Here is a 21,763-nt window from a genome sequence, read left to right as displayed (position 1 = left end):
GCAATCTGTGGTAGAACAGCTTCCGGATTAACAAAATTCTCCCGCTTTTCCTTTCATTTCTGCTTTTTTTTTGCTTTATTTGTCTATCCTTTATACCTTAAGCATTCGCGCTATGAATACAAAAGGAAGCAGACAGCACTCTCCAACCCCTCCTAAGCAGAAATGGCAAAACATCTGCCTTGCCTTGTGCATTCTTTTAGGAATACTCGCCTCTTGCGAAACAGAAGAATCCTTCTATCAACCCCGATTCCCGGCAAACGATGTCCCGTTGACCCGGCAAGCGTTATTCAAGCCGGAAAACTTCTTTGCCTACACCGACTCTACCCTAAAAGCCGTGATTTCCGCACTACGCAGAGTGGAAGAAGAAAAGCATTTCACCGCTTCTTTCCTGTTGAAATACGGCATTCCTCTCTGGAACTTCACCTATAAATTGACTGGAGAAGAGACCTGTATCTTCGTTCCCCTCTACCGCCTTGACAAGCCACACTGCATCGATGCCATCTGGCTGTTGCACATCAAAGACGGATGGATGAAGTTTTTTCCATTGAAGCGTGATGACGAACTCATAAGAGAAAGCGACCAAGTGTTCATATTCGACTTGTTAAGCTATCTAGTATTTGGCGAAGAGAATGCGCAAGGACTCACATTCAAGCCTCATGCCCAGACCCGTTCGGTAATAACCGTCACCCAATGCTGGGATGTATATACCGGACCTAAAGACCAGCTGGAATACAGCTATACCAACTGCGTTAGTCATTCCTATTGGGTGGATGATGCCTTTATAAATAATAGCAACTGGAACAGTGGTGGAGGAGGAAGTGGCGATGTGTGGATTGGAGGAGGAAGTTCTGGAGGTTCCGGCTCTTCACCGGGTACTCCGGCAGGAAATATATTCAAGAAAGAAGCCGACCAAGACTCGCTTTTATGGGTAATCACCGAAAACATGACAGCCCGAATCATGGAAGACTGTTTGGGAGGAGACCTATACAGCCAACTGAAAGAGAAAGTCAAAAACAACAAAATCAATCTGGAATTCGATTTCGGCAAAGGGTATTCCTACAATTGGGAAGAGCATACCTTGCACATCGGATTGGAAGAATTGGAAGCAAACAACCTTCTGCATGAAATGTTCCATGTTTTCCAAACCACACAAGAGCCTATATCATCGTTCAAAAGTTCTATGATGAACAGAGAGATAGAAGCGCACTATGCGCAATACCTGTTCTTGAGGAGGAGCGTGGAGTGGACGGACAAAAAACAAGATAAATATGCAAAAAGCCAACGCCTAAGAGCAACAACTTCATTGACTAAATATGTAAATCAGCAAGGTCATGTTACAACTTCATTCTTGGATATCTTTGAAACCTATATATCTAATAATGTCGTTAATGCTTTCCGTCAGGAAGGATACGACAATTATCCATTTAAAGAGTATTCGGATATCACCAATATTTTTCCCAACATAAAATTAACAACTAAAAATTGTGACGAATGAAAAGACTATTGCTTATTACACTGCTTATAGGATACATCTACCCTTGTGTAGCACAGGACAAACCTATCAGAACAGAAGAATCACTTGAAGGAACAGTCATTTATAAAAAGACCACCACTTTCGAGGTAGATGGTTATACGTACCAATGCGACGTAGATGACGGTAGCCAGTTTGTGACTCTTTATAACAAAGAAAACAAACTGACATACGAAAAGATTGTGTATAAAGACACGGGGAAGACATATATTGGCAGCTGGAGTAGCAATGTAATTGAATATGACAGATTCATGAGTCAGCAAGCAGATTTCATAGTAGACCAAGCATTCACCAAAGCCATGGCAGATGAAATTGGGAAAACGGAACTTATGATAACCATGTTGCTCAGTCCAAATACGGGAGAAGTAATGGAAGTGAATTTCAATTTTTTCACCTTTGAGCCATACGCCAAAGTGCCACTACATGTATATAGGGAAATCGAAGTAAAACTGAAAGAACAAATTCATTTTAAACCCATAGAGGAAGGAAAACAACTCAACTACATTATGCTGGCATGGATGCAAAAGCCCCAAGGGAAACTCCCCCCATTACCTCCTCCCGGTTCGCTAATGTAAGCAACATACAAAATTAACAACTAAAAATTGTGACGAATGAAAAGACTATTGCTTATTACACTGCTTATAGGATACATCTACCCTTGTGTAGCACAGGATAAACCTATCAGAACAGAAGAATCGCTTGAAGGAACAGTCATTTATAAAAAAACCACCACTTTCGAGGTAGATGGTTATACGTATCAATGTGACGTAGATGACGGTAGCCAGTTTGTGACTCTTTATAACAAAGAGAACAAGTTGACATACAAAGATATTGTATATAAAGCCACAGGAAAAATATACATCGGTAGCTGGAATGAAAAAAAAGTAATTGAATACAATAGCTCCATGAGTAAACAAGCAGACTTCATTGTGGACGAAGCTTTTACCAAAGCCATGGCAGATGAACTCGGAAAGCGTGAGTTCACAATAACCATGCTACTCAGTCCGGATACGGGGAAAGTAATGGAAGTGAATTTCAATTTCACGACCTTTAGCCCATACGCCAGAGTACCACTGCATGTATATAGGGAAATCGAAGTAAAACTGAAAGAACAAATACACTTTAAACCCGGAGAAGTGGGAAAACAACTCAATTACATCATGCTGTCATGGAGACAAAAGCCCCAAGGGAAACTCCCCCCATTACCACCTCCCGGTTCGCTGATGTAACATTGTAAACCAACCTGCCTATGCACGAAAGAATCTATAGCAGTTTTTTTAAAGTTCAAAAAAGAAATATAAAAGCTTGGCATTGCTGTTACCTTCTGTGGGTAAATTACATATATTTGTGATTAACGACATCAGAGAGGTTACGAATTATGTATAAGAACTTATTGAACTTGCTTGTTTTGGCAGTGCTGCTCCCTTCCTGCAGCGGCACTGCCCCTCACATTTCCGTTGTATGCGAAGAAAACAACGTGGGCAACTGCATTGTAAAATGGGAAATGGCCCCTCTCATCAAAGGAAATGTGAAGGTATATGCTTCGACCAATCCCAACCATATCCCCGAAGATGTTCCCGTTGCCGTCGCCAACATCTCCGACCTGAAGATGACTGTCATCACTACCGACCCTACACAACGATACTACTACACACTTGTATTCGCTGACAAATACCGGGTAAAGATTGCCACCCGCAACATCAACATCCCCGGCATACAGAACTTCCGAGACCTGGGAGGCTATTCCTCCTATCCCACCCAAAAGAAAGTGCATTGGGGCATGCTGTACCGCTCTGCCGAAATAGATAAACTGAAACCGTGTTCGCGCAAAGAGCTCAAGAACATAGGCATAAGGACTATCATCGACCTGCGTTCATCTGTCGAAGCGAATAGACAAAGCCCTTTGCAACAGGCATTCAAAGTGATCCATATCCCCATTCCTACCGGCGACATGGAGTATATCCTGAAAGGTGTGCAGGAACAGAAAATCAAGAGCGACACTGTCTACCGAATCGTGGAGCAGATGAACCGCGAGCTCATCAGCAACTACACCAAAGAATACCGCCGGATTTTCGATATTCTGCTGGACAAGAACAATTATCCCGTCGTTATCCATTGCTCGTCGGGCAAAGGGCGCACAGGCATCGTATCGGCACTTGTGCTTGCCTCCCTTGGAGTGGACGAAGACATCATCATGGAAGACTACCGCCTCAGCAACGACTACTTCAACATCCCGGCGGCCTCCCGATACGCCTACCAGCTTCCGGCACGCTCGCAAGAGGCCATCACCACCCTCTTCTCGGCACGCGAGGATTTCCTGAATGCCGCCATCGAAGAAATGGAACGAAGGTATGGAGATACCGACACCTACCTGCAAAGAGGCATCGGTCTGACAAAAGAAGAAAGAAAGAGACTGCAAGACATTCTTTTAACGGATAATTGACAATGGATAATGGATAATGAGTAGCCAATAAAAAACGATTTTATCATGTAATTGCATAATTATCAACCATCAATTATCAATTATCCATTGAAAAGCACTATCTTTGCGCCCGAAATATAAAGATAAAGATATACAGAAGATTTAATGAAGACATTTGAAGAGCTCGGTGTGTCGCCGGAGATACGCCGCGCCATCGAAGAAATGGGTTACGAGCAGCCCATGCCGGTACAAGAGGAAGTAATTCCCTACCTTTTAGGAGAAAACAATGATGTAGTAGCACTGGCACAAACAGGAACAGGAAAGACCGCAGCGTTCGGCCTGCCGCTCATACAGAAGATTAACGTCAACAACCGAATTCCCCAATCACTTATTCTCTGCCCCACCCGCGAACTTTGTTTGCAGATAGCAGGCGACTTGAACGATTATTCTAAATATACCGATGGCTTGCGAGTGTTGCCCGTATATGGAGGCTCGTCCATCGAAAGCCAGATACGCGCCCTGAAACGGGGTGTACACATCATCGTAGCCACACCGGGACGACTGCTGGACCTGATGGAACGCAAAACCGTGTCCCTCGCCACCATACAGAACGTGGTTATGGACGAAGCGGACGAAATGCTGAACATGGGATTCACAGACAGCATCAACGCCATTCTCGCCGATGTGCCGCAGGAGCGCAACACCTTGCTGTTCTCCGCTACCATGAGCCCGGAAATCGCACGCATCTCCAAGAAGTACCTGCGCGATGCCAAGGAAATCACCATCGGACGCAAAAATGAAAGCACCAGCAACGTGAAACACGTAGCCTTCTGTGTACATGCCAAAGACAAGTATGCTGCCCTGAAACGTATTGTGGACTACTATCCGCAGATATACGGCATCATCTTCTGCCGTACCCGCAAAGAAACGCAGGAAATAGCTGACAAGTTGATGCAGGAAGGCTATAATGCCGACTCGCTGCACGGCGAACTGAGTCAAGCGCAGCGTGACACCGTGATGCAAAAGTTCCGCATCCGCAACCTACAACTGCTGGTTGCCACGGACGTTGCCGCACGCGGCCTCGATGTGGACGACCTGACACACGTCATCAACTACGGATTGCCCGATGACACCGAGAGTTATACCCACCGCAGCGGCCGTACGGGACGTGCCGGCAAAACCGGGACTTCCATCGCCATCATCAACCTGCGAGAGAAAGGCAAAATGCGCGAGATTGAGCGCATCATCGGCAAGAAATTCATTGCAGGCGAAATGCCCACCGGCAAACAGATATGCGAAAAGCAACTGCTCAAAGTGATAGACGATCTTGAAAAGGTGAAAGTGAACGAGGAGGAAATCGCCGACTTTATGACCGACATCTACCGCAAGCTGGACTGGCTGAGCAAAGAGGACCTGATTAAACGCATGGTTTCGCATGAATTCAACCGTTTCCTGGATTACTATCGCGGCCGTGACGAGATAGAGACAGCAACCGGTAGTGAGCGTGGTGCAAGAAGTGGCGAGAGGGGCGACCGCAACGACCGTAGAAGCAGCCGCAAAGCAGAACCCGGCTTTACCCGCTTGTTCATCAACCTGGGTAAAATGGACAACTTCTTCCCCAACGAATTAATCAGCCTGCTGAACAACAATACACGTGGACGTGTAGAGCTGGGACGAATTGACCTGATGCAGAAGTTCTCCTTCTTCGAAGTGGAGGAAAAGGAAGCCACCAATGTAGTGAAGGCCCTGAACCGCGCCAGCTGGAACGGCCGTAAAGTATCCGTAGAGGTTGCCGGAGACGAGGGTAAGGAGGCTCCGAGGGGCAAACGTCCGGGTACAGCCGGAAGCCATGGAAAAAAAGAGTTTGACAGCAAGAAGCGCAGTTACAAGGAAGACGGCAAACGGAACGATGCCACCGGCAAACGCAGCGAAAAGGCCGAAAGTCCTGCAAACGACAAGAAGAAAGGCAAGCCCAGCCGCGAAGAGCGGGGTTACACCAAAGCCCGTGGCAAAAAGGATGACTGGAAACAGTTCTTCCAGGGCAACAATGACTTTAAGGATGCAGAGCCCGACTTCAGTGAAGAAGGGTGGGCAAGACGGACACCGAAGAAGAAGTGATATAAACTATAGAAAGATAATAGGGTGATAAAACCGGCAGCATCCGCTACCGTTTTATCACCCTATCCTTTTTCACGACTCTTTATCCTTTATTTCGTGCAGCTTTTCGTACTGAATGCAACGAGCATCCAAACCATTTTCTCCTGCTCTTTCAAGTAGCCGGTCATCAAATCTGCCGTCACGTCATCGCCAGCTTCATTTGCCAGTTCAATTACCTTTCTCTCTTCACCAATCAGGTAGCCGTAAGTCTCGAGGATATGGTCCACAGCCTCACTGCCGCAAGAGATGTCGGACACTTCCTTCACGTTGGCAACCTTCAGGTATTCACTGAACTTATTCTCGGGCACGCCACCCAGCATCAAGATGCGCTCTGCAATCTCGTCAATCTTCTCGGCGGTATCGTCATACATACTCTCGAACTTCTCGTGCAGCACAAAGAAGCCGTGTCCCTTGATGTTCCAGTGCATACCGCGCAGATTGGTGTAATGTACCTGGAAGTCGGCCAATAATTGGTGCAATGCTGATGCTACGCCAGCCACTTTCTTTTCATTCAAATGCAAGTAATCTAAAGTTTTCATAATTCTATTGTTTTAAATATTTATACTATTTTTCTTTTGGGTATTGCAAAGATAAGGGGTAAATCAAGGCTTGTCAAACAGATAATTTCTATCTTTGCATAGACGAACTCTATACATAACCTTCAAATGCCTTGTTCATCATGACTTTACAACAATTGGAATACATCCTTGCCGTCAACCAGTTCCGCCACTTTGCCAAAGCAGCCGAATATTGCCGCGTGACACAGCCCACCCTCAGTGCCATGATTCAGAAACTGGAAGAGGAACTGGACACCCGGATTTTTGACCGCAGCCAGCAGCCGGTATGCCCCACTCCCGTCGGTATCCACATCATAGAACAAGCACAGAATATATTGGTTCAAGCCAACCGTATAAAGAATATTATAGAAGAAGAAAAACACTCACTGACCGGCACCTTCAAGCTGGGCATACTTCCCACCGTAGCTCCTTACCTCCTGCCCCGTTTCTTTCCGCAGCTGATGAAGAAATACCCCGACCTCGACATCCGGGTAGTCGAAATGAAAACAAACGACATCAAGAAAGCCCTGCAGACGGGAGAAATAGATGCAGGTATCGTAGCGAGTCTGGCAGGTATGGAAGAGTTGCAGCAGACGCCGTTGTTCTATGAACAGTTCTTTGCCTACGTGTCGCGCGAAGACGCCCTCTTCAACAACGAGGTAATCCGTACTTCCGACCTGAACGGCGAACAGCTTTGGCTGCTCGACGAGGGCCATTGCTTCCGCGATCAGCTGGTGCGTTTCTGCCAGATGAAGTCGGCACGTGCCAGCCAGCTTGCCTATCACTTGGGCAGCATGGAGACCTTTATGCGCATGGTAGAAAGCGGCAAAGGCGTGACCTTCATCCCCGAACTGGCCGTTCTGCAACTGGGCGATGCCCAGAAAGAGCTGGTACGTTCCTTCGCCATCCCCTGCCCCACCCGCCAGGTCGTGCTGCTGACCAATAAGAACTTTATCCGCCACACGCTGCTCGAAGTGCTGGTTAAGGAGATAAAACTTTCCGTACCCAAGGAAATGCTCTCACTGAAAGCAACCCAAGCAGTCGTATAGATTTCATCTATCGCTCCATAAAATCTTTCAATCGGATTTTTTGTTCTATCGGGGAAAAATGCTATATTTTTGCAAACAGAAAAAGCGAAGGTCGGTTGCACCTCAGCATCATCAAGCAAACTGGCTTCTACATTCTGTCTGCACAATCTTCGCATTGGTAAAACAAAAAACTAAACCTATTAAAAGAGAAAAATTATGGAACCGATCATCAACTCACAACTCCCTGAATTCAAGGTTCAGGCTTTCCAAAACGGAAGTTTCAAAACAGTATCCCACGAAGACGTAAAAGGTAAATGGGCCATTTTCTTCTTCTATCCGGCAGACTTTACCTTCGTATGCCCTACCGAGCTTGTAGACATCGCAGAGAAATATGACCAATTCCAAGCAATGGGCGTAGAAGTATATTCTGTAAGCACAGACTCGCACTTTGTGCACAAGGCATGGCACGATGCTTCCGAAAGCATCCGCAAGATTAAGTACCCCATGCTTGCCGACCCCACAGGCGTGCTGAGCCGCGCATTCGGCGTGATGATTGAAGAGGAAGGCATGGCATATCGCGGCACATTCCTCGTAAATCCCGAGGGTAAAATCAAGATTGCCGAGATACAGGACAACAACATCGGACGCAATGCCGACGAGCTGCTGCGCAAGGTAGAAGCTGCACAGTTTGTTGCCACACACGATGGAGAAGTCTGCCCTGCCAAGTGGAAGAAAGGAGCGGAAACTTTGAAGCCGAGCATCGACCTTGTAGGAAAGATTTGATAAGTAATAGGAGGAGCGGGCGCTTTCACCATAGAAAGACGTCCGCTTTCCTTTAAGACGTCCGCAGTACTTGTACAGAAGTACTGTAGTACTTTCAAAGGAGTACCGCAGTACTTTCGAAGGAGTATTGGAGTACTTCCTCACAAGTTCTGCAACTACTCTATATCAAACATATTAAAAGACTATTTTCTCACCCCAAACACCCTATTAATCATGTTAGAAACAACTATATTAGACCAGGTGCGGAGCGTATTCCAGCATTTGGAAGCCCGCTACGTCTTTCACATCACCTATCATCCGGGTCACGAGCAGGCACAAGAGCTTATCGGATTCTTGAAGGATGTGGCAAGCTGTTCCGACAAGCTCTCCTGCCGGATGAGTGAGATAGAGAACCCCGTGTTGGAGTTCACATTGCTGAAAGACGATGTGGAAACCGGCATCAAGTTCCGCGGCATCCCCGGCGGACACGAGTTCACTTCCCTCCTGCTTGCCGTGCTGAATGCCGATGGAAAGGGGAAAAATCTGCCGGACGAAGCAATTCGTCGCCGCATCCGGGCGTTGCAAGGCGACATCAGCCTGCAAACGTATGTATCGCTTACTTGCACCAACTGTCCGGATGTGGTGCAGGCACTGAACATCATCGCATTGCTGAATCCGCACGTCACCCACGAGATGGTGGACGGGGCGCTTAATCAAGAGGAAGTAGATGCGCTGAAGATACAAGCCGTGCCGTCAGTCTACGCTAATGGCAAGCTGCTTCACGTAGGTCGCGGTTCTTTAGGAGAGCTTTTGCAGAAGCTGGAAGAAGCCTTCGGCAGTGCTCCGCAAGAGGACGAAGCGCCGATAGAGAGAGATTTCGACGTGCTGGTATTGGGCGGCGGACCAGCCGGAGCTTCCGCAGCCATCTACTCTGCACGCAAGGGCCTACGGGTGGCGATTGTTGCCGAGCGCATAGGCGGACAGGTAAAAGAGACGGTAGGCATAGAAAACCTTATCTCCGTGCCGCAGACTACTGGTGCAGAACTTGCCAACGCACTCCGCACACATATAGAGCACTATCCGATAGAGATTTTCGAGGAGCGTAAGATAGAGAAAGTAGAGTTGCAGGGAACGGAGAAAAGTGTCTCCACCGTAGGCAGCGAGATGTTCCATGCACCGGCGGTAATCATTGCCACAGGGGCAAGCTGGCGCAAACTGAATGTGGAGGGCGAAGCGGAATATATAGGACGCGGCGTGGCATTCTGTCCGCATTGCGACGGTCCGTTCTATCAAGGCAAGCATGTGGCGGTTATCGGTGGAGGTAACTCGGGGATTGAAGCTGCCATCGACCTGGCAGGCATCTGCCGGAAGGTAACGGTATTCGAATTTGCCGATACACTGAAAGCCGACCAAGTGCTGCAAGAGAAAGCCCGGAGCCTGCCGAATGTGGAAATCTTCACCTCGTCACAGACCGTAAAAGTCGATGGAAACGGGGAAAAAGTAACTTCTATCCGCATCAAGGACCGCCTTACCGGCGAGGAACGCGACTTCCCGTTAGACGGCATCTTCGTGCAAATCGGTTTGGCAGCCAACAGCGCTCCTTTCCGCAACAAGCTGGAAACGACTCCGACCGGGGAGATTAAGATTGACGCTTTCTGCCGTACCACACTTCCGGGGGTATATGCGGCAGGGGATGTATCGAATGTTCCCTACAAGCAGATAGTCATTGCCATGGGCGAAGGGGCAAAGGCAGCACTCTCGGCATTCGATGACCGTATCCGTGGAGTGATTTAGAAAATATCACCCATAAAAGTATAGGCAGGGGGCACACGTTAAGGATTGGCAAGCTTCAGTTCCTGAATCAGATTTCCTGCCTTCCCATACTTCTCAATCATAAACAGTATGTAGCGTACATCCACCCCGATGGTACGCTGCATCTTCGGCTCATAAAGGATGTCGCTGCTCATGGCTTCCCAGTTCCCATCGAAGGCAAGCCCCAGAAGTTCTCCTTTGGCATTGAACATGGCACTGCCGGAATTGCCTCCCGTAATGTCATTATTGGAGATAAAGCAGACATTCATTTCTCCCTTCTCATCGGCATATCTACCGAAATCACCGGAGGAAAGAAGGGATAGCAACTCAGGCTGCACTTCAAAATCCACATCACCTGCATGGGCTCTGACTTTCTCCAGAATACCTTTCGCGGTGGTATAATAATCATATTCCGCTCCGTCGAAGGGGGCATAACCGCAGACAGTGCCAAAACTCAAACGCATGGTGGAGTTGGCGTCGGGATAGAAGTTACGAGATGCGTACATACGTCGCACGGCAGAGTTGAACAAACGTTCATTCCGCTCGATTTCACCGGAAGCCTGCTGTACCTGCATATTCATCTCGAATAGCTTCGTGATGAGGTCGATGCCCAAGTTGATGGCAGGGTCATTATATATCTGATAGGTGGTGTCCTGCTCCAGAAAACGCTTCAATCCACGGGGGGTGGTCAGCTCCGAGCGGGCATAAAGACTATCCACATAGGTACGCTCGTTACCTCCGTATTCTGTCGCAATCGTCTGGTAGAGCTCGGGCAGATAGGTGGAATCCACTTGGGAGCGGTATTCTTTCAACAGTGCTGTAAACACTTCCTTGTCAATGCCCAAGTCCAGATTGGCATATTTCTCAACGATAGCTTTCAGATTGGCAACCACCGTTTTCTCTTCCCCCTCAAAGTCGAAGTTGAGGATGGACAAAGCAAGCTGCACCAGTTCCGGACCGTTCAGGAAAGATTCGGCAAAGTAAGCTCTGGCACGATAAGCATCACGGCGGCTCTTGTAGTTCAGCTCCAGGTCGGAAAAAAGATGCAGCAGATGTTCCCGCTCCTCCGGTGTCTGCTGTATCCAGCGACGGAGTTCGGTCTCCATGGCACGCTTCTTATCCAGCACATGCAGTTTCTTGATGGTGCGGTTCACTCCTATGCTGTTCTTCCAATAATTGGAACTTTCGTCGTATTTGGAAGCGTACTTGATGCGGATGCTGTCACGGCTATCCATTTCACGCTTCCAGATGGCCTGCTTCACACCACGGACATCTATCTGAGCCTGGTTGGTGGTGGTCATCATCTCTTCGATGCCAAAAGAGGAAAGATAGCGTTCCGTACTGCCCGGATAGCCCATCGTCATACAGAAGGAACCCTCACGATAACCGTCCAGAGATATCGGAGCCACGTATTCGGGATGGTAGGGAACATTGTCGGGAGAATAGTCGGCAGGACGGTTGTCTTTGCCGGCATAGATACGGAATACGGCGAAGTCACCCGTATGGCGCGGCCATACCCAGTTGTCAGTGTCCCAGCCGAACTTGCCCACTGAAGAAGGCGGTGCAAATACCAGACGCACATCATTGTAGTCGCGATAAACGGAAAGCCAGAATTCATTGCCTCCATAGTAAGCATCCACAATGCCTATCAGCGTGGAGTCTTTACGAGAAACCTCTTCGCCAATGACCAGCATCACCGAATCTACTACACTTGTACGCTCAGATTCGTTCATATCCGGTTTTACTGCTCCAAGTACCCGACGGGTCACGTCTTGCTGGTGCAAGAGGAAGCGGACGTAAAGTTCCGGATTAGGCAGTTCTTCACTAAGATTACGTGCCACAAAGCCGTCTTTCAGATAGTCGTGCTCCACAGACGAGTGTTGCTGTATGCTGCTGAAGCCGCAGTGATGATTGGTAAACACCAGCCCGTCCCCGGACACCACCACTCCGGAACAAAAGCCTCCGAAGCTGACTACCGCATCCTTCAGAGACGGGCGTTTCGTATTGTATAGCTTGTTGACAGACATCTGCAAGCCCAACTCTTTCATGGTCTGGCGTGTCTGCTTGTTCAGATTTCCCAGCATCCACATCCCTTCATCCGCTTGTCCCGGCAGAGAAAAAAGGAAGCAGACAGCTATCAGTATAAATCTTATTTTCATTCCGTCAATTCTTGTATTATTCAGTAATCAGCCTCAATTGCTTGGCACCCGTACGCGCCTTGAGCCACTCCGCAATCTTTTCCTTCTCGTGCGCACCCGGATGCTTGCCGAATTTCAAGACGGCAAGGGTCACAGTATCCACCCGTACAGAATCTACCGCCAGTTCAATCGCATGAGATATTGATACAGTCTTTACCGACGGGTAGAGCACTTTCAGTTCCGGGATAATCTTCTTGCCCAATTCATCGAAGGTTTTGTATCTTTCCAAATTCTGCTCCAGTGTGGCAATCTTCTGTTTCTGTTCCACCAGACGCTGCTCACTGTTCTTGTAGAAGTCTTCCATCACCATGGCACGGATGGAAGAAATATCCACCGCTTCATTGTTCATGCCTTGGAGGACTATCAGCTTGGTATTGTCCAGCTTATAGTCTTTCATCTTACTGCGGGCAATGGCGATGGAAGCTTCGGGCACCTCCTGCCCAATCAGCACGACACGTATTTCGTGGCCCTTGCCCTCGTGATGGATTTTCTTGTCCAGCACCTGCGTATTCTCAAAGGAGAGCTGCTCGTTGACAAAACGGTTGGCAGCACTCTCAAAGAAGGTATCCTGGACGATACCTACCGTCAGATAGACAGCGGGACACATGGTCAAGATAGCAATCAGGACGATATATTTACGTACTTTCTTCTCCCGGTTCTTATCCACAAACTCCTTGCGCTGGAAGTGCATCACGCGCACGCCCAGGAAAGTGGCAAGACTGATAAACACGGAATTGATGAAATAAAGATAGAATGCACCGAGGAAATAAATCAAGTTACCCGTTGCCAGCCCGTAGCCTGCCGTACAGAGAGGCGGCATCAAAGCCGTGGCAATGGCAACACCCGGAATCACATTTCCTTTCTCTTTGGTAGAGAGCGCCGTCACACCTGCCAAGCCACCCATCAAGGCGATGAATACGTCATAAATGGTGGGTGACGTACGTGCCAGCAATTCCGACTGCCCTTCGGCAACGGGACTCACCAGAAAGAAAATGGTAGCAGTGGTCACACTGAACAAGGTAGTTATCAAGAAGCTCTTCAAAGACCGCTTCATCAATTCAAAATCATTCAACCCCACAGAAAGCCCCACGCCCATGATAGGCCCCATCAGCGGCGAGATGAGCATGGCACCGATAATCACGGCTGTGGAGTTTACATTCAATCCCAACGAGGCCATGAATATGGCGAATATCAGAATCCAAAGATTGGCTCCTTTGAATTCCACTCCCTTACGGATGGAATCTACAGTTTCCAGTTCATTGTCCTTGTCTTTACGCAAATCAAGATAGTCTTTCAGAAAAGTCTTGATAGCGAAGGTATTTCTGTTGTCGGTCGTCTTTTCTTCCATTATCAATTATCAGTTTTCAATTTTCTCTCAATGAAACGCCTCGTAAAACACTGCTGGTCATCTCGGCAGCAAAGTCCTTTGCCTTAATGCCAAGAGTTGGCAAGAAATCTGCCAAAGCACGTTTTTCCGGTGCCCCAAGTTTACGTTTAAGCATAGCAGTGTTCATGCGAAAAAGAGCTTGGTCGCCCTTACTACGTATGATTCCGAACCCCTTGTCATCCACACCACGCTCGTAAAGAACACCAAAGAGGCGTTTCTCTGTCTCTGCCAACTTATGGCGAGCCTGGACACGGTCGTAGTCAAGAAGTCGTTGCTCTATTACCTCTGCCACACGTGTTTGTACAGCAAAGTAATTTTGGGCAAAAGCAATCTCCGACTTACGAGGGTCACCATTTTGTGCCACGAGGTAGCAGGCATAGCGAGTGAGCATAAAGTCTTCAATGTCCTTTGATGCACCTTTAGGCATAAGTATCGTTTTACTGATGCCGGTAAAATGATTACTCGTCTCTACACCAGCGTTTTGGCAAGCCTCCTTAGCTTTTCCTAAAACATTCTCAAACGTTTGCCATTTGGCATAGCCCAGAATGGGATATAATTCGCGAGCACTCCAGCACTCCACGCCTTCGTATTCACACGCAATGGATTCGAATCTTGCGAGGAAATTCTGAATTGCTTCTGATTTAATCATACTTGATTCTGAATTTATTGTTTGCTCTTCTGCACAATCCTTGATTTCAAAACAATCTTTATGCGATTGATTTTTCTGTCCATTGTGTCACTTCAGTTTTAATAACAGTACAAAAGTAATGCTTTTCTTGACAAAACTGTTAAATACGCAATGTTTATCAATCTAACTTCTCTAACCTCACTTCACCAGCCTACCAATGAACGGAATCTGCCTCAACGGCAAGTCGCACTTCACGATATAGGCCACAAAGAGCAGCAACAAAACGGTACGGTACGCCATACGCAGGTAAATATTTTCTATCGGGACATATTCGGCAGCCAGATAGAGTACTGCCGCAAGCAGCACATAACTACCGATAGCCCTCAGGTCATACTGAATGGGATACTTCTTCTGCCCTACGAAATAGGACAGAAGCATGGCGATGCCATAGCCACAGAATCCTGCCCAGGCACAAGCCATATAACTGTATCGGGGAATCAGAAGTATGTTCATCACTACCAGCACCGTGCAACCTATCAAGGAGAAATAAGCTCCCCAACGCGTTTCGTCAATCAGCTTGTACCAGAAGGAAAGATTGAAATAGATACCCATAAAGATTTCGGCAGCCATCACGATAGGCACTACCCGCAATCCCGGCCAGTAATCAGGGCCGATGATATAGCGCAAAATATCCAGATAGAACATGACAGCCAGGAATGCCAGCAGTGTAAAGATGATGAAAAACTTCATGGCCTGCGCATATACCTGCTTATTGTCTTTGTCCCGGCTCTTTCCGAAGACAAAAGGCTCGTATGCATAGCGGAAAGCTTGTGTAAGCATCGCCATCACCATAGCAATTTTGCTGGCAGCTCCATAAATGCCCAACTGCACGGTAGCTTCCGCCTCATCCGGATAGACAAAAGGAAAAATAATCTTATCGGCCACCTGATTCAAGATACCCGCCAAGCCAAGTACCAGTAACGGCAGACTGTAAGCAAGCATCCGCTTCAACAGTTTTTTATCCAGCACATAAGCAAACCCGCGTAACTCCGGAATCATGCAAAGCATAATGGTAGAGGTGCATATCAGATTGAAAAGGAAGGCATAGCCCACGTCATCCCCTTTCATCCCTACATAATAGACCAGATTCAGTGCTATATTCAGGAAGATAAACAGCAGTTTGAGTGCCGCAAACTTAATGGGACGCTTCTTGTAGCGCAAATAAGCGAAAGGAATGCTTTGAATAGCATCCATCGCCACCACAATCATCATCATGCCCACGTACCAGGGATGCTCACTGTACTCCATCCATCCGGCAATAGGGTCGAGAAACAGCAGCCCCAATGCAAGGAAAGTAAGCGCCCCCATACTCACACTGAGTAATGTCGTGGAGTACACACGCATCGGGTCATCCTCCCCTTTATTGGCAAAGCGGAAGAAACCGGTTTCCATGCCGCACGTCAATAATACCAGCATGAGGGCCACCCACGCATATACATTCGTCACTACGCCATAGCCGCCACTCTGTGCGGACATCGCCATGGTATATACGGGCACCAGCAGGTAATTGAGGAAACGCCCCACAATACTGCTCAGCCCATAAATGGCAGTTTCTTTTGCCAATGATTTTAATCCGGCCACTTCTTTTTAATGATTAATGATTAATGGTTAGTGATTAATGAATCACTCGTCGCCAAACAAGGTACGCTGGCTACTATAGAGACTCCGCCCCAAATGCTTGTAGGCAAGCTCCGTCACTTCACGCCCACGGGGGGTACGTTTCAGGAAACCCTCTTTTATCAAGAACGGTTCATAGACTTCCTCTATCGTGCCGGCATCTTCGCCCAAAGCGGTGGCAATGGTGGTCAGTCCCACCGGGCCGCCTTTGAACTTGTCAATGATGGTGCAGAGTATCTTATTATCTATCTCATCCAGACCGTATTTGTCGATATTCAGGGCTTCGAGGGCAAACTGTGCAATTTCCGTATCGATACTCCCCGAACCTTTCACTTGGGCAAAATCGCGTACACGCCGCAGCAATGCATTGGCAATACGCGGTGTGCCACGGCTGCGGCTCGCAATCTCGGCGGCAGCCCTTACGGAGCAAGGCACATCGAGGATGCCGGACGAACGACGGATAATGCCGCTCAACACATCATCATCGTAATATTCCAGATGCAGGTTGATACCGAAACGGGCACGCAACGGAGCTGTCAACAGACCGCTACGCGTGGTAGCTCCCACCAGCGTGAAAGGATTCAAATCAATCTGTATGCTTCGGGCAGAAGGGCCTTTGTCTATCATGATGTCTATGCGGTAGTCCTCCATGGCTGAGTACAGATATTCCTCCACTACGGGGCTCAACCGGTGTATTTCGTCGATGAAAAGTACATCATTGGGCTCCAGGCTGGTAAGCACTCCCGCCAAATCCCCCGGCTTGTCGAGTACCGGACCGGAAGTTATCTTGAAGCCTACCCCCAGTTCGTTGGCTATGATATTGCTGAGTGTTGTTTTTCCCAATCCGGGAGGGCCGTGAAGCAACACATGGTCCAGCGCCTCGCCACGCAGGCGGGCAGCTTTCACAAATATGCGTAGATTGTCCACCACCTTGTCCTGCCCGCTGAAATCCTCAAAATTCAACGGACGGAGAGCGTTCTCGAAATCACGTTCTCGGCTGGTGACGGGCTGCTGGTTGCGTATATCAAAATCTTCTTGTTCCATACTATCTATCATATAACTTATTCAGCCATCCTATAAAAGCTTTTGCTTCTTCTGCATCCGGATTCAATATACGAGCAGTAATAGCTTGTCCGATAGGCTTTCCCGGTTCATCCTGCCATGCCAAGAACGTATGTATTTTTGCCTTGGAGCGATGCACTTGCTTGTAGCGTTGTATCCCTTCTGCTTCCAACTCTGACAGCACTACTTCAACTTTCCGAATCAAAAGGTCTTCTGCCGGAATCATGTTCAATGCAAAATCCTCCAACATCCCCTCAAAACGATTATTGGGCATAATCCAAATACCTACTACAGCGTCATAGTCATTCAACGGATACAAGACCAGTCCGTCAGAAGGCAAATCTAAGCCATCACAGTCATATTTATTACTGGATTTCAAAATATCAACCAATTGCCTCCAGCGTTTTTCCACATCAGTATCAGCATCCAGCACAACACCGATACGAGGATATGCCGATGGATTAGTAAGTGTCAGCCTGAACAGCCCGATTGCGTTCTCTACACTCTCACAAACTTTGATATTGAAATTCTGATTCACATGATGTAGTCCGCATAAAGACGAAACTACATGAAGGTCATTTTTCCCTTCAACGAACAAATGATAGGGCAAGCTCTTGCTTAATTTACTCATATCCTATCGTATTTCAACACCATTTTGTGCTATAAATTCCATCTCCTTGTCATCGCTATAGTTCACAGCAACGATCTCTCCTCCCCGGTTGTCTAAGCGAATTATCTGACCTCCCCGGTTCACAGCTATAAAACTATTGATACAATCGTGACTATGCGAAGTGGCAAATACCTGGACATTCAGTTTTTCGGAAAGCATGAAGATAACTCTCCACAATTGGGTCTGTACCGTATAGTGAAGCCCCGTTTCAAACTCATCCAGCAAGAAGACGCCACCTTTGCAATTGACCAACGCAAGAATTACAGTAAGAATCCGGTTAATGCCGTCACCCATCGAACTCAAACGGACACGCTCGCCCGTATCTTTCAAAGTGACAAAAGGGACACGCCTATTGGAATATTCATTCTCATTCAAGAAGTTCAGCCGGTCAATACTTGGTTCGATGATGCGCAGGGCATCCAAAACATAACCTTCTCTATCGGATAGAGAGATACGGTCGAAAAGCAATACATTTTTTCTAAGATGAAAGTCTTGCGCCAATACGTACTCAAACGGAACTCTGTCCTTTACATTGCCCGGAAAGCCACGTCGAAAGAAAGGTATTAGCATAGGGGCATTCGAGCCTGAAACCACACTCAAACCATCACCTATGTAACGAAATAAGTGTTCGCCCGAATCAGCATCGTCATCATTATAGACCCAACGTACAATTGTCCCTCCCCTCTGTTCCTCGGCTATATGTACAAGTTTGATATTCAGTAGGTCACTCTGTTCGCCAATGGAAATAGCCGTGGCATTCCTGAAATCCATCTTACGCCCGGAAAACAAGGAGCTGTAATGCTCCGACAATACTTGGCTGAAATCCACATCCCCTTTAGCGAAATCTACATTCACCATTTCCCCTCTGAAATCCAAAATCGTTTTCAGCCATTCGTCATTCCCGTTTGCCAAATAAATGGAAACAGCTTCCAGCAACGTAGATTTACCTACATTGTTGCACCCTACTATCAAATTGACCCGAGCAAGCGAATCAATAGACAGCTCTCTTAGGTTCTTATAGTTCTTGATATACAATGACTTCATACTCCAAAGCTTTTTGTCTACTGCAAAATAACGAATTTATTTTGAGATAGCACTCATCCCCTTTCTTTTTTCACATAAGTAAAAGGCGTATGGCATGCCTGGCACGCTCCATACAACGGAATATTATGCTGCCCGGAGGCAAATTACAGAAAAAAACGATAGAAGTAGCAAGATATATACTTGAAATATATTTGCAGGTTCACACTTTCTTCCTACATTTGTGTAAAATAACCAGCCATTTACTGACAGCAAACCAAATCTACCCCTGCTGAAAGCACAATGCATAGAACACGCTACTTATGAAAGAAGAAATATCCTTTACCCAAGTCCCCTTCGACTACCCCTTATGCCTCAACGGTCAATGCCCCAAGGCTGCCACCTGCCTCCGCCAGCTCGCCATGCAGAGCATGCCTACCGAAAAGGATTACTGGAAAATCATCAGCCCCAAACGCCTTGCCACCGTCAAAGGGGAATGCCCCTTCTACCGCTCCAGTCAGAAGGCGCGCTACGCCAAAGGCTTCATGAACATGCTGAACAGCCTACCCTACAACAAGCGGGGAATCGCCATCGCCAACCTGATAGCCGGCTTCGGCCAACGTACCTACTACCGCGCCCGCAAAGGCGAACGCCTGCTGCTCCCCGAAGAGCAACAATCCGTACTGAACGTCTTCAGACATCTGGATGCCGGCATGGCTACAGAATTTGATAGTTACGCAGAAGGCTACCTTTGGTAACGCACTGACCATCAGAGACTAATTTTGCCAACTCTTTGCCTCACCTTTGGCAAAACTTTGCCATGCCTATGGCAAAAGTTTGCCAACGCGGTGGCAAAGTCTTGCCAATAAGGTGGCAAAAACTTGTCAACTTGTTGGCAAGAAGAGCAAAATACAGTTTAACGATTTTCATTCCCCATCAGCGCTTCATAAACTCCTTGCGCTCCTCCTCCGGAAACTTCTCTATGGCATAGCGCAACATCGTTCGCGGCATCGTCCTGCAATACTTCTCCAAGAATTGTACCAGCAAGTCCTTGTCCCGCTTACCCATCTCCCGGAGCATCCATCCTACCGCCTTTTGCATCAAGTCATGCTTATGATGGAGCAGCCGTTCCGAAAGGGCTAATATATCGATGAAATCACCATTTTTGATAAGAGTATAGGTAGATACCACAGCAATGCGCTGGTCCCAAAGCAGCGGACTATCCGCCAGCCGGTAGAGGTCTTTACGAAGTTTGTCTTTCAAATATTCGCCCACAATGCCGGGGGCAGACAAATCGACCAAATCCCAATTATTGATACGGCCCGTTTGCGAAAGGTAAAAGTCATAAATCTCCTTTTTCCCCTTTTCATCGCTCTTTTTGAATCGCTCCACCAACATCAGCAAGGCACAAAGGCGACACTCGTGCCATTCACTCTGAAGCAAGGCTGCCATTACCCCAAAAGGTTCGTGCTTGTGCTGCTTTGCCACCTGCCGGGTGTTGGGTACCACCACTCCCAGAAACTTATCCCCCTCGCCATACTGCCCCTTTCCGGTCTTGAAGAAACGGGGAAGATACTCCCTTTTCACCGGGTCGATATACGCCTCCAATTCCTGCTGAATCTGTACCGAGATGCACGCCACTTCTTCTGCCGAAAGCACACGTTCGCACAAGACGGTTTCCACTGCTTCATTCTTCTTTTTCATCCTTCTCTCATTTGATTTACACGGATTTGAATTCATCCACCAATGGACAAAAATACAACATTTATATAGAAACTATGGAAAGTTATCTTTAATTTTGCAACCGGTATGTCCAATCCTTAAAACCGTACGACATGTATAAAGCTGTTTTGGGAGCAATCTGCTGCCTTTCTTTCGCACTATCCTTACATGCACAATCTCCACAAGAAAAGGGGTTGCAAAGCATCAGCCGCACTTCAGCCAAGGCTATTGTCGGCTTTCTGGCCGATGATGAGCTGCAAGGACGCGAAGCAGGCATGCACGGTTCACGACTGGCTGCCCGCTATCTGGCATCCTGCCTGAAAGAAGCCGGCATTGCCCCGCTGGAAAAGGACAATTATTACCAGCCCTTCGAGGCTTACAACAAGGAACGCCAACAACGGGGACGGTGGCAAGTGCATCCCGACTCCATCGCCATCCTTAAACAAGGCGTCCACCGCATCCTGCAGATGAGTAATGTATTGGGAACCATCCCGGGAGAACGATCGGATGAATATGTCATCGTAGGTGCCCACTTCGACCATCTGGGTGTGGACGAGACGCTGGCAAACGACCGGATATACAACGGTGCAGACGACAATGCCTCCGGTGTCTCTGCCGTCCTGCAGATAGCCCGTGCATTTCTTGCCACTGGACAGAAGCCTCTGCGCACGGTCATCTTTGCCTTTTGGGATGGGGAAGAAAAGGGATTGCTCGGCTCAAAATACTTTGTACAAAGCTGTCCTTTCATCAGCCAGGTGAAAGGTTATCTCAATTTCGACATGATAGGCCGTAACAATAAGCCCGAGCAGCCTCAACACGTTGTCTACTTCTACACCGCCGCCCACCCCGTATTCGGCGACTGGCTGAAGCAGGACATTGCACGCTACAGCTTGCGCCTGCAACCGGACTACCGCGCCTGGGACCGCCCCACGGGAGGAAGTGACAATGCTTCTTTTGCCCTGTGCAACATCCCCATCATCTGGTACCACACAGACGGACATCCCGATTACCACCAGCCTTCGGACCACCCCGACCGGCTGAACTGGGAAAAAATGATAGAAATAACCAAAGCAGCTTTCCTCAACGCCTGGAATCTTGCCAACGAAAACAAATATTAATCCATTAGAACA

18 protein-coding genes and 1 pseudogene are annotated in these 21,763 nt (G+C 47.8%); 10 read left to right on the top strand and 9 right to left on the bottom strand.

The window, feature by feature from the left end; genetic code table 11:
- Positions 1–112 precede the first annotated feature (112 nt).
- The 5 genes from DXD78_RS04145 (at position 113) to DXD78_RS04125 (ending at position 6,071) form a co-directional block, all read left to right on the top strand.
- Positions 113–1,495 carry a hypothetical protein gene (locus DXD78_RS04145; RefSeq protein ID WP_005826092.1) on the top strand — a complete coding sequence of 461 codons (1,383 nt, stop codon included), beginning with the start codon at positions 113–115 and terminating at the stop codon, positions 1,493–1,495.
- Positions 1,492–2,106, top strand: coding sequence for a DUF5043 domain-containing protein (locus DXD78_RS04140; RefSeq protein WP_005826095.1), 615 nt, complete (start codon positions 1,492–1,494; stop codon positions 2,104–2,106). The genes DXD78_RS04145 and DXD78_RS04140 overlap by 4 nt, the downstream gene beginning before the upstream one ends.
- A gap of 36 nt (positions 2,107–2,142) precedes the next feature.
- Positions 2,143–2,760 (top strand): DUF5043 domain-containing protein, encoded by a 618-nt coding sequence (locus DXD78_RS04135; RefSeq protein WP_005826097.1) that lies wholly within the window; start codon positions 2,143–2,145, stop codon positions 2,758–2,760.
- A gap of 149 nt (positions 2,761–2,909) precedes the next feature.
- The gene (locus DXD78_RS04130) at positions 2,910–3,974 is read left to right on the top strand and encodes a tyrosine-protein phosphatase (RefSeq protein WP_009037441.1); all 1,065 of its coding nucleotides are present in this window, start codon (positions 2,910–2,912) and stop codon (positions 3,972–3,974) included.
- A 144-nt stretch (positions 3,975–4,118) separates the two neighbouring features.
- Positions 4,119–6,071, top strand: a complete 1,953-nt coding sequence (locus DXD78_RS04125; RefSeq protein WP_009037442.1) for a DEAD/DEAH box helicase — start codon at positions 4,119–4,121, stop codon at positions 6,069–6,071.
- Between the two features lie 89 nt (positions 6,072–6,160).
- Here the strand turns inward: DXD78_RS04125 and DXD78_RS04120 are convergent, their stop codons facing one another.
- On the bottom strand, positions 6,161–6,649 hold the full coding sequence (locus DXD78_RS04120; protein ID WP_005826103.1) for a Dps family protein: 489 nt from the start codon (positions 6,647–6,649) through the stop codon (positions 6,161–6,163).
- 140 nt (positions 6,650–6,789) lie between these two features.
- On the opposite strand from DXD78_RS04120, the gene DXD78_RS04115 reads away from it, so the two are divergent.
- From DXD78_RS04115 to ahpF, 3 genes are all read left to right on the top strand, one after another.
- The gene (locus DXD78_RS04115) at positions 6,790–7,716 is read left to right on the top strand and encodes a hydrogen peroxide-inducible genes activator (protein WP_005826104.1); all 927 of its coding nucleotides are present in this window, start codon (positions 6,790–6,792) and stop codon (positions 7,714–7,716) included.
- A 195-nt stretch (positions 7,717–7,911) separates the two neighbouring features.
- Positions 7,912–8,478, top strand: coding sequence for an alkyl hydroperoxide reductase subunit C (ahpC, locus tag DXD78_RS04110; protein WP_005826106.1), 567 nt, complete (start codon positions 7,912–7,914; stop codon positions 8,476–8,478).
- Positions 8,479–8,691: 213 nt separating this feature from the next.
- Complete coding sequence (gene ahpF / locus DXD78_RS04105) at positions 8,692–10,251, top strand: alkyl hydroperoxide reductase subunit F (protein WP_009037443.1); 1,560 nt, start codon at positions 8,692–8,694, stop codon at positions 10,249–10,251.
- Between the two features lie 38 nt (positions 10,252–10,289).
- On the opposite strand, the gene DXD78_RS04100 is transcribed toward ahpF, so the two are convergent.
- From DXD78_RS04100 to DXD78_RS04070, 7 genes and pseudogenes are all read right to left on the bottom strand, one after another.
- Entirely contained in the window at positions 10,290–12,428 is a 2,139-nt protein-coding gene (locus DXD78_RS04100) for a S46 family peptidase (protein WP_005833898.1), read from the bottom strand.
- Between the two features lie 16 nt (positions 12,429–12,444).
- Positions 12,445–13,815 (bottom strand): TIGR00341 family protein, encoded by a 1,371-nt coding sequence (locus DXD78_RS04095; RefSeq protein ID WP_005826112.1) that lies wholly within the window; start codon positions 13,813–13,815, stop codon positions 12,445–12,447.
- A 52-nt stretch (positions 13,816–13,867) separates the two neighbouring features.
- Positions 13,868–14,500 (bottom strand): annotated as a pseudogene (dinD, locus tag DXD78_RS04090) (DNA damage-inducible protein D); the annotation flags it as partial.
- 180 nt (positions 14,501–14,680) lie between these two features.
- Positions 14,681–16,123: a lipopolysaccharide biosynthesis protein gene (locus DXD78_RS04085; RefSeq protein ID WP_009037445.1), complete on the bottom strand. Its 1,443-nt coding sequence runs from the start codon at positions 16,121–16,123 to the stop codon at positions 14,681–14,683.
- Positions 16,124–16,165: 42 nt separating this feature from the next.
- Positions 16,166–17,203 (bottom strand): Holliday junction branch migration DNA helicase RuvB, encoded by a 1,038-nt coding sequence (gene ruvB, locus DXD78_RS04080; RefSeq protein ID WP_034525480.1) that lies wholly within the window; start codon positions 17,201–17,203, stop codon positions 16,166–16,168.
- Between the two features lies 1 nt (position 17,204).
- Positions 17,205–17,852 (bottom strand): DUF3226 domain-containing protein, encoded by a 648-nt coding sequence (locus DXD78_RS04075; RefSeq protein ID WP_005833902.1) that lies wholly within the window; start codon positions 17,850–17,852, stop codon positions 17,205–17,207.
- A gap of 3 nt (positions 17,853–17,855) precedes the next feature.
- Positions 17,856–18,935, bottom strand: a complete 1,080-nt coding sequence (locus DXD78_RS04070) for an ATP/GTP-binding protein (RefSeq protein WP_009037447.1) — start codon at positions 18,933–18,935, stop codon at positions 17,856–17,858.
- 299 nt (positions 18,936–19,234) lie between these two features.
- On the opposite strand from DXD78_RS04070, the gene DXD78_RS04065 reads away from it, so the two are divergent.
- Positions 19,235–19,669, top strand: coding sequence for a DUF6078 family protein (locus DXD78_RS04065; RefSeq protein ID WP_005833904.1), 435 nt, complete (start codon positions 19,235–19,237; stop codon positions 19,667–19,669).
- A 178-nt stretch (positions 19,670–19,847) separates the two neighbouring features.
- Here the strand turns inward: DXD78_RS04065 and DXD78_RS04060 are convergent, their stop codons facing one another.
- On the bottom strand, positions 19,848–20,615 hold the full coding sequence (locus DXD78_RS04060; protein WP_009037448.1) for a DNA alkylation repair protein: 768 nt from the start codon (positions 20,613–20,615) through the stop codon (positions 19,848–19,850).
- 131 nt (positions 20,616–20,746) lie between these two features.
- Between DXD78_RS04060 and DXD78_RS04055 the strand changes: the two genes are divergently transcribed.
- Complete coding sequence (locus DXD78_RS04055; RefSeq protein ID WP_009037449.1) at positions 20,747–21,751, top strand: M28 family metallopeptidase; 1,005 nt, start codon at positions 20,747–20,749, stop codon at positions 21,749–21,751.
- Positions 21,752–21,763: the final 12 nt, after the last annotated feature.

Source organism: Bacteroides sp. D20, assembly GCF_003436255.1.
GTDB lineage: Bacteria > Bacteroidota > Bacteroidia > Bacteroidales > Bacteroidaceae > Bacteroides > Bacteroides uniformis.
Note: the sequence above shows the minus strand (reverse complement) of the source record. Positions and strands in the feature narration are given on the sequence as shown.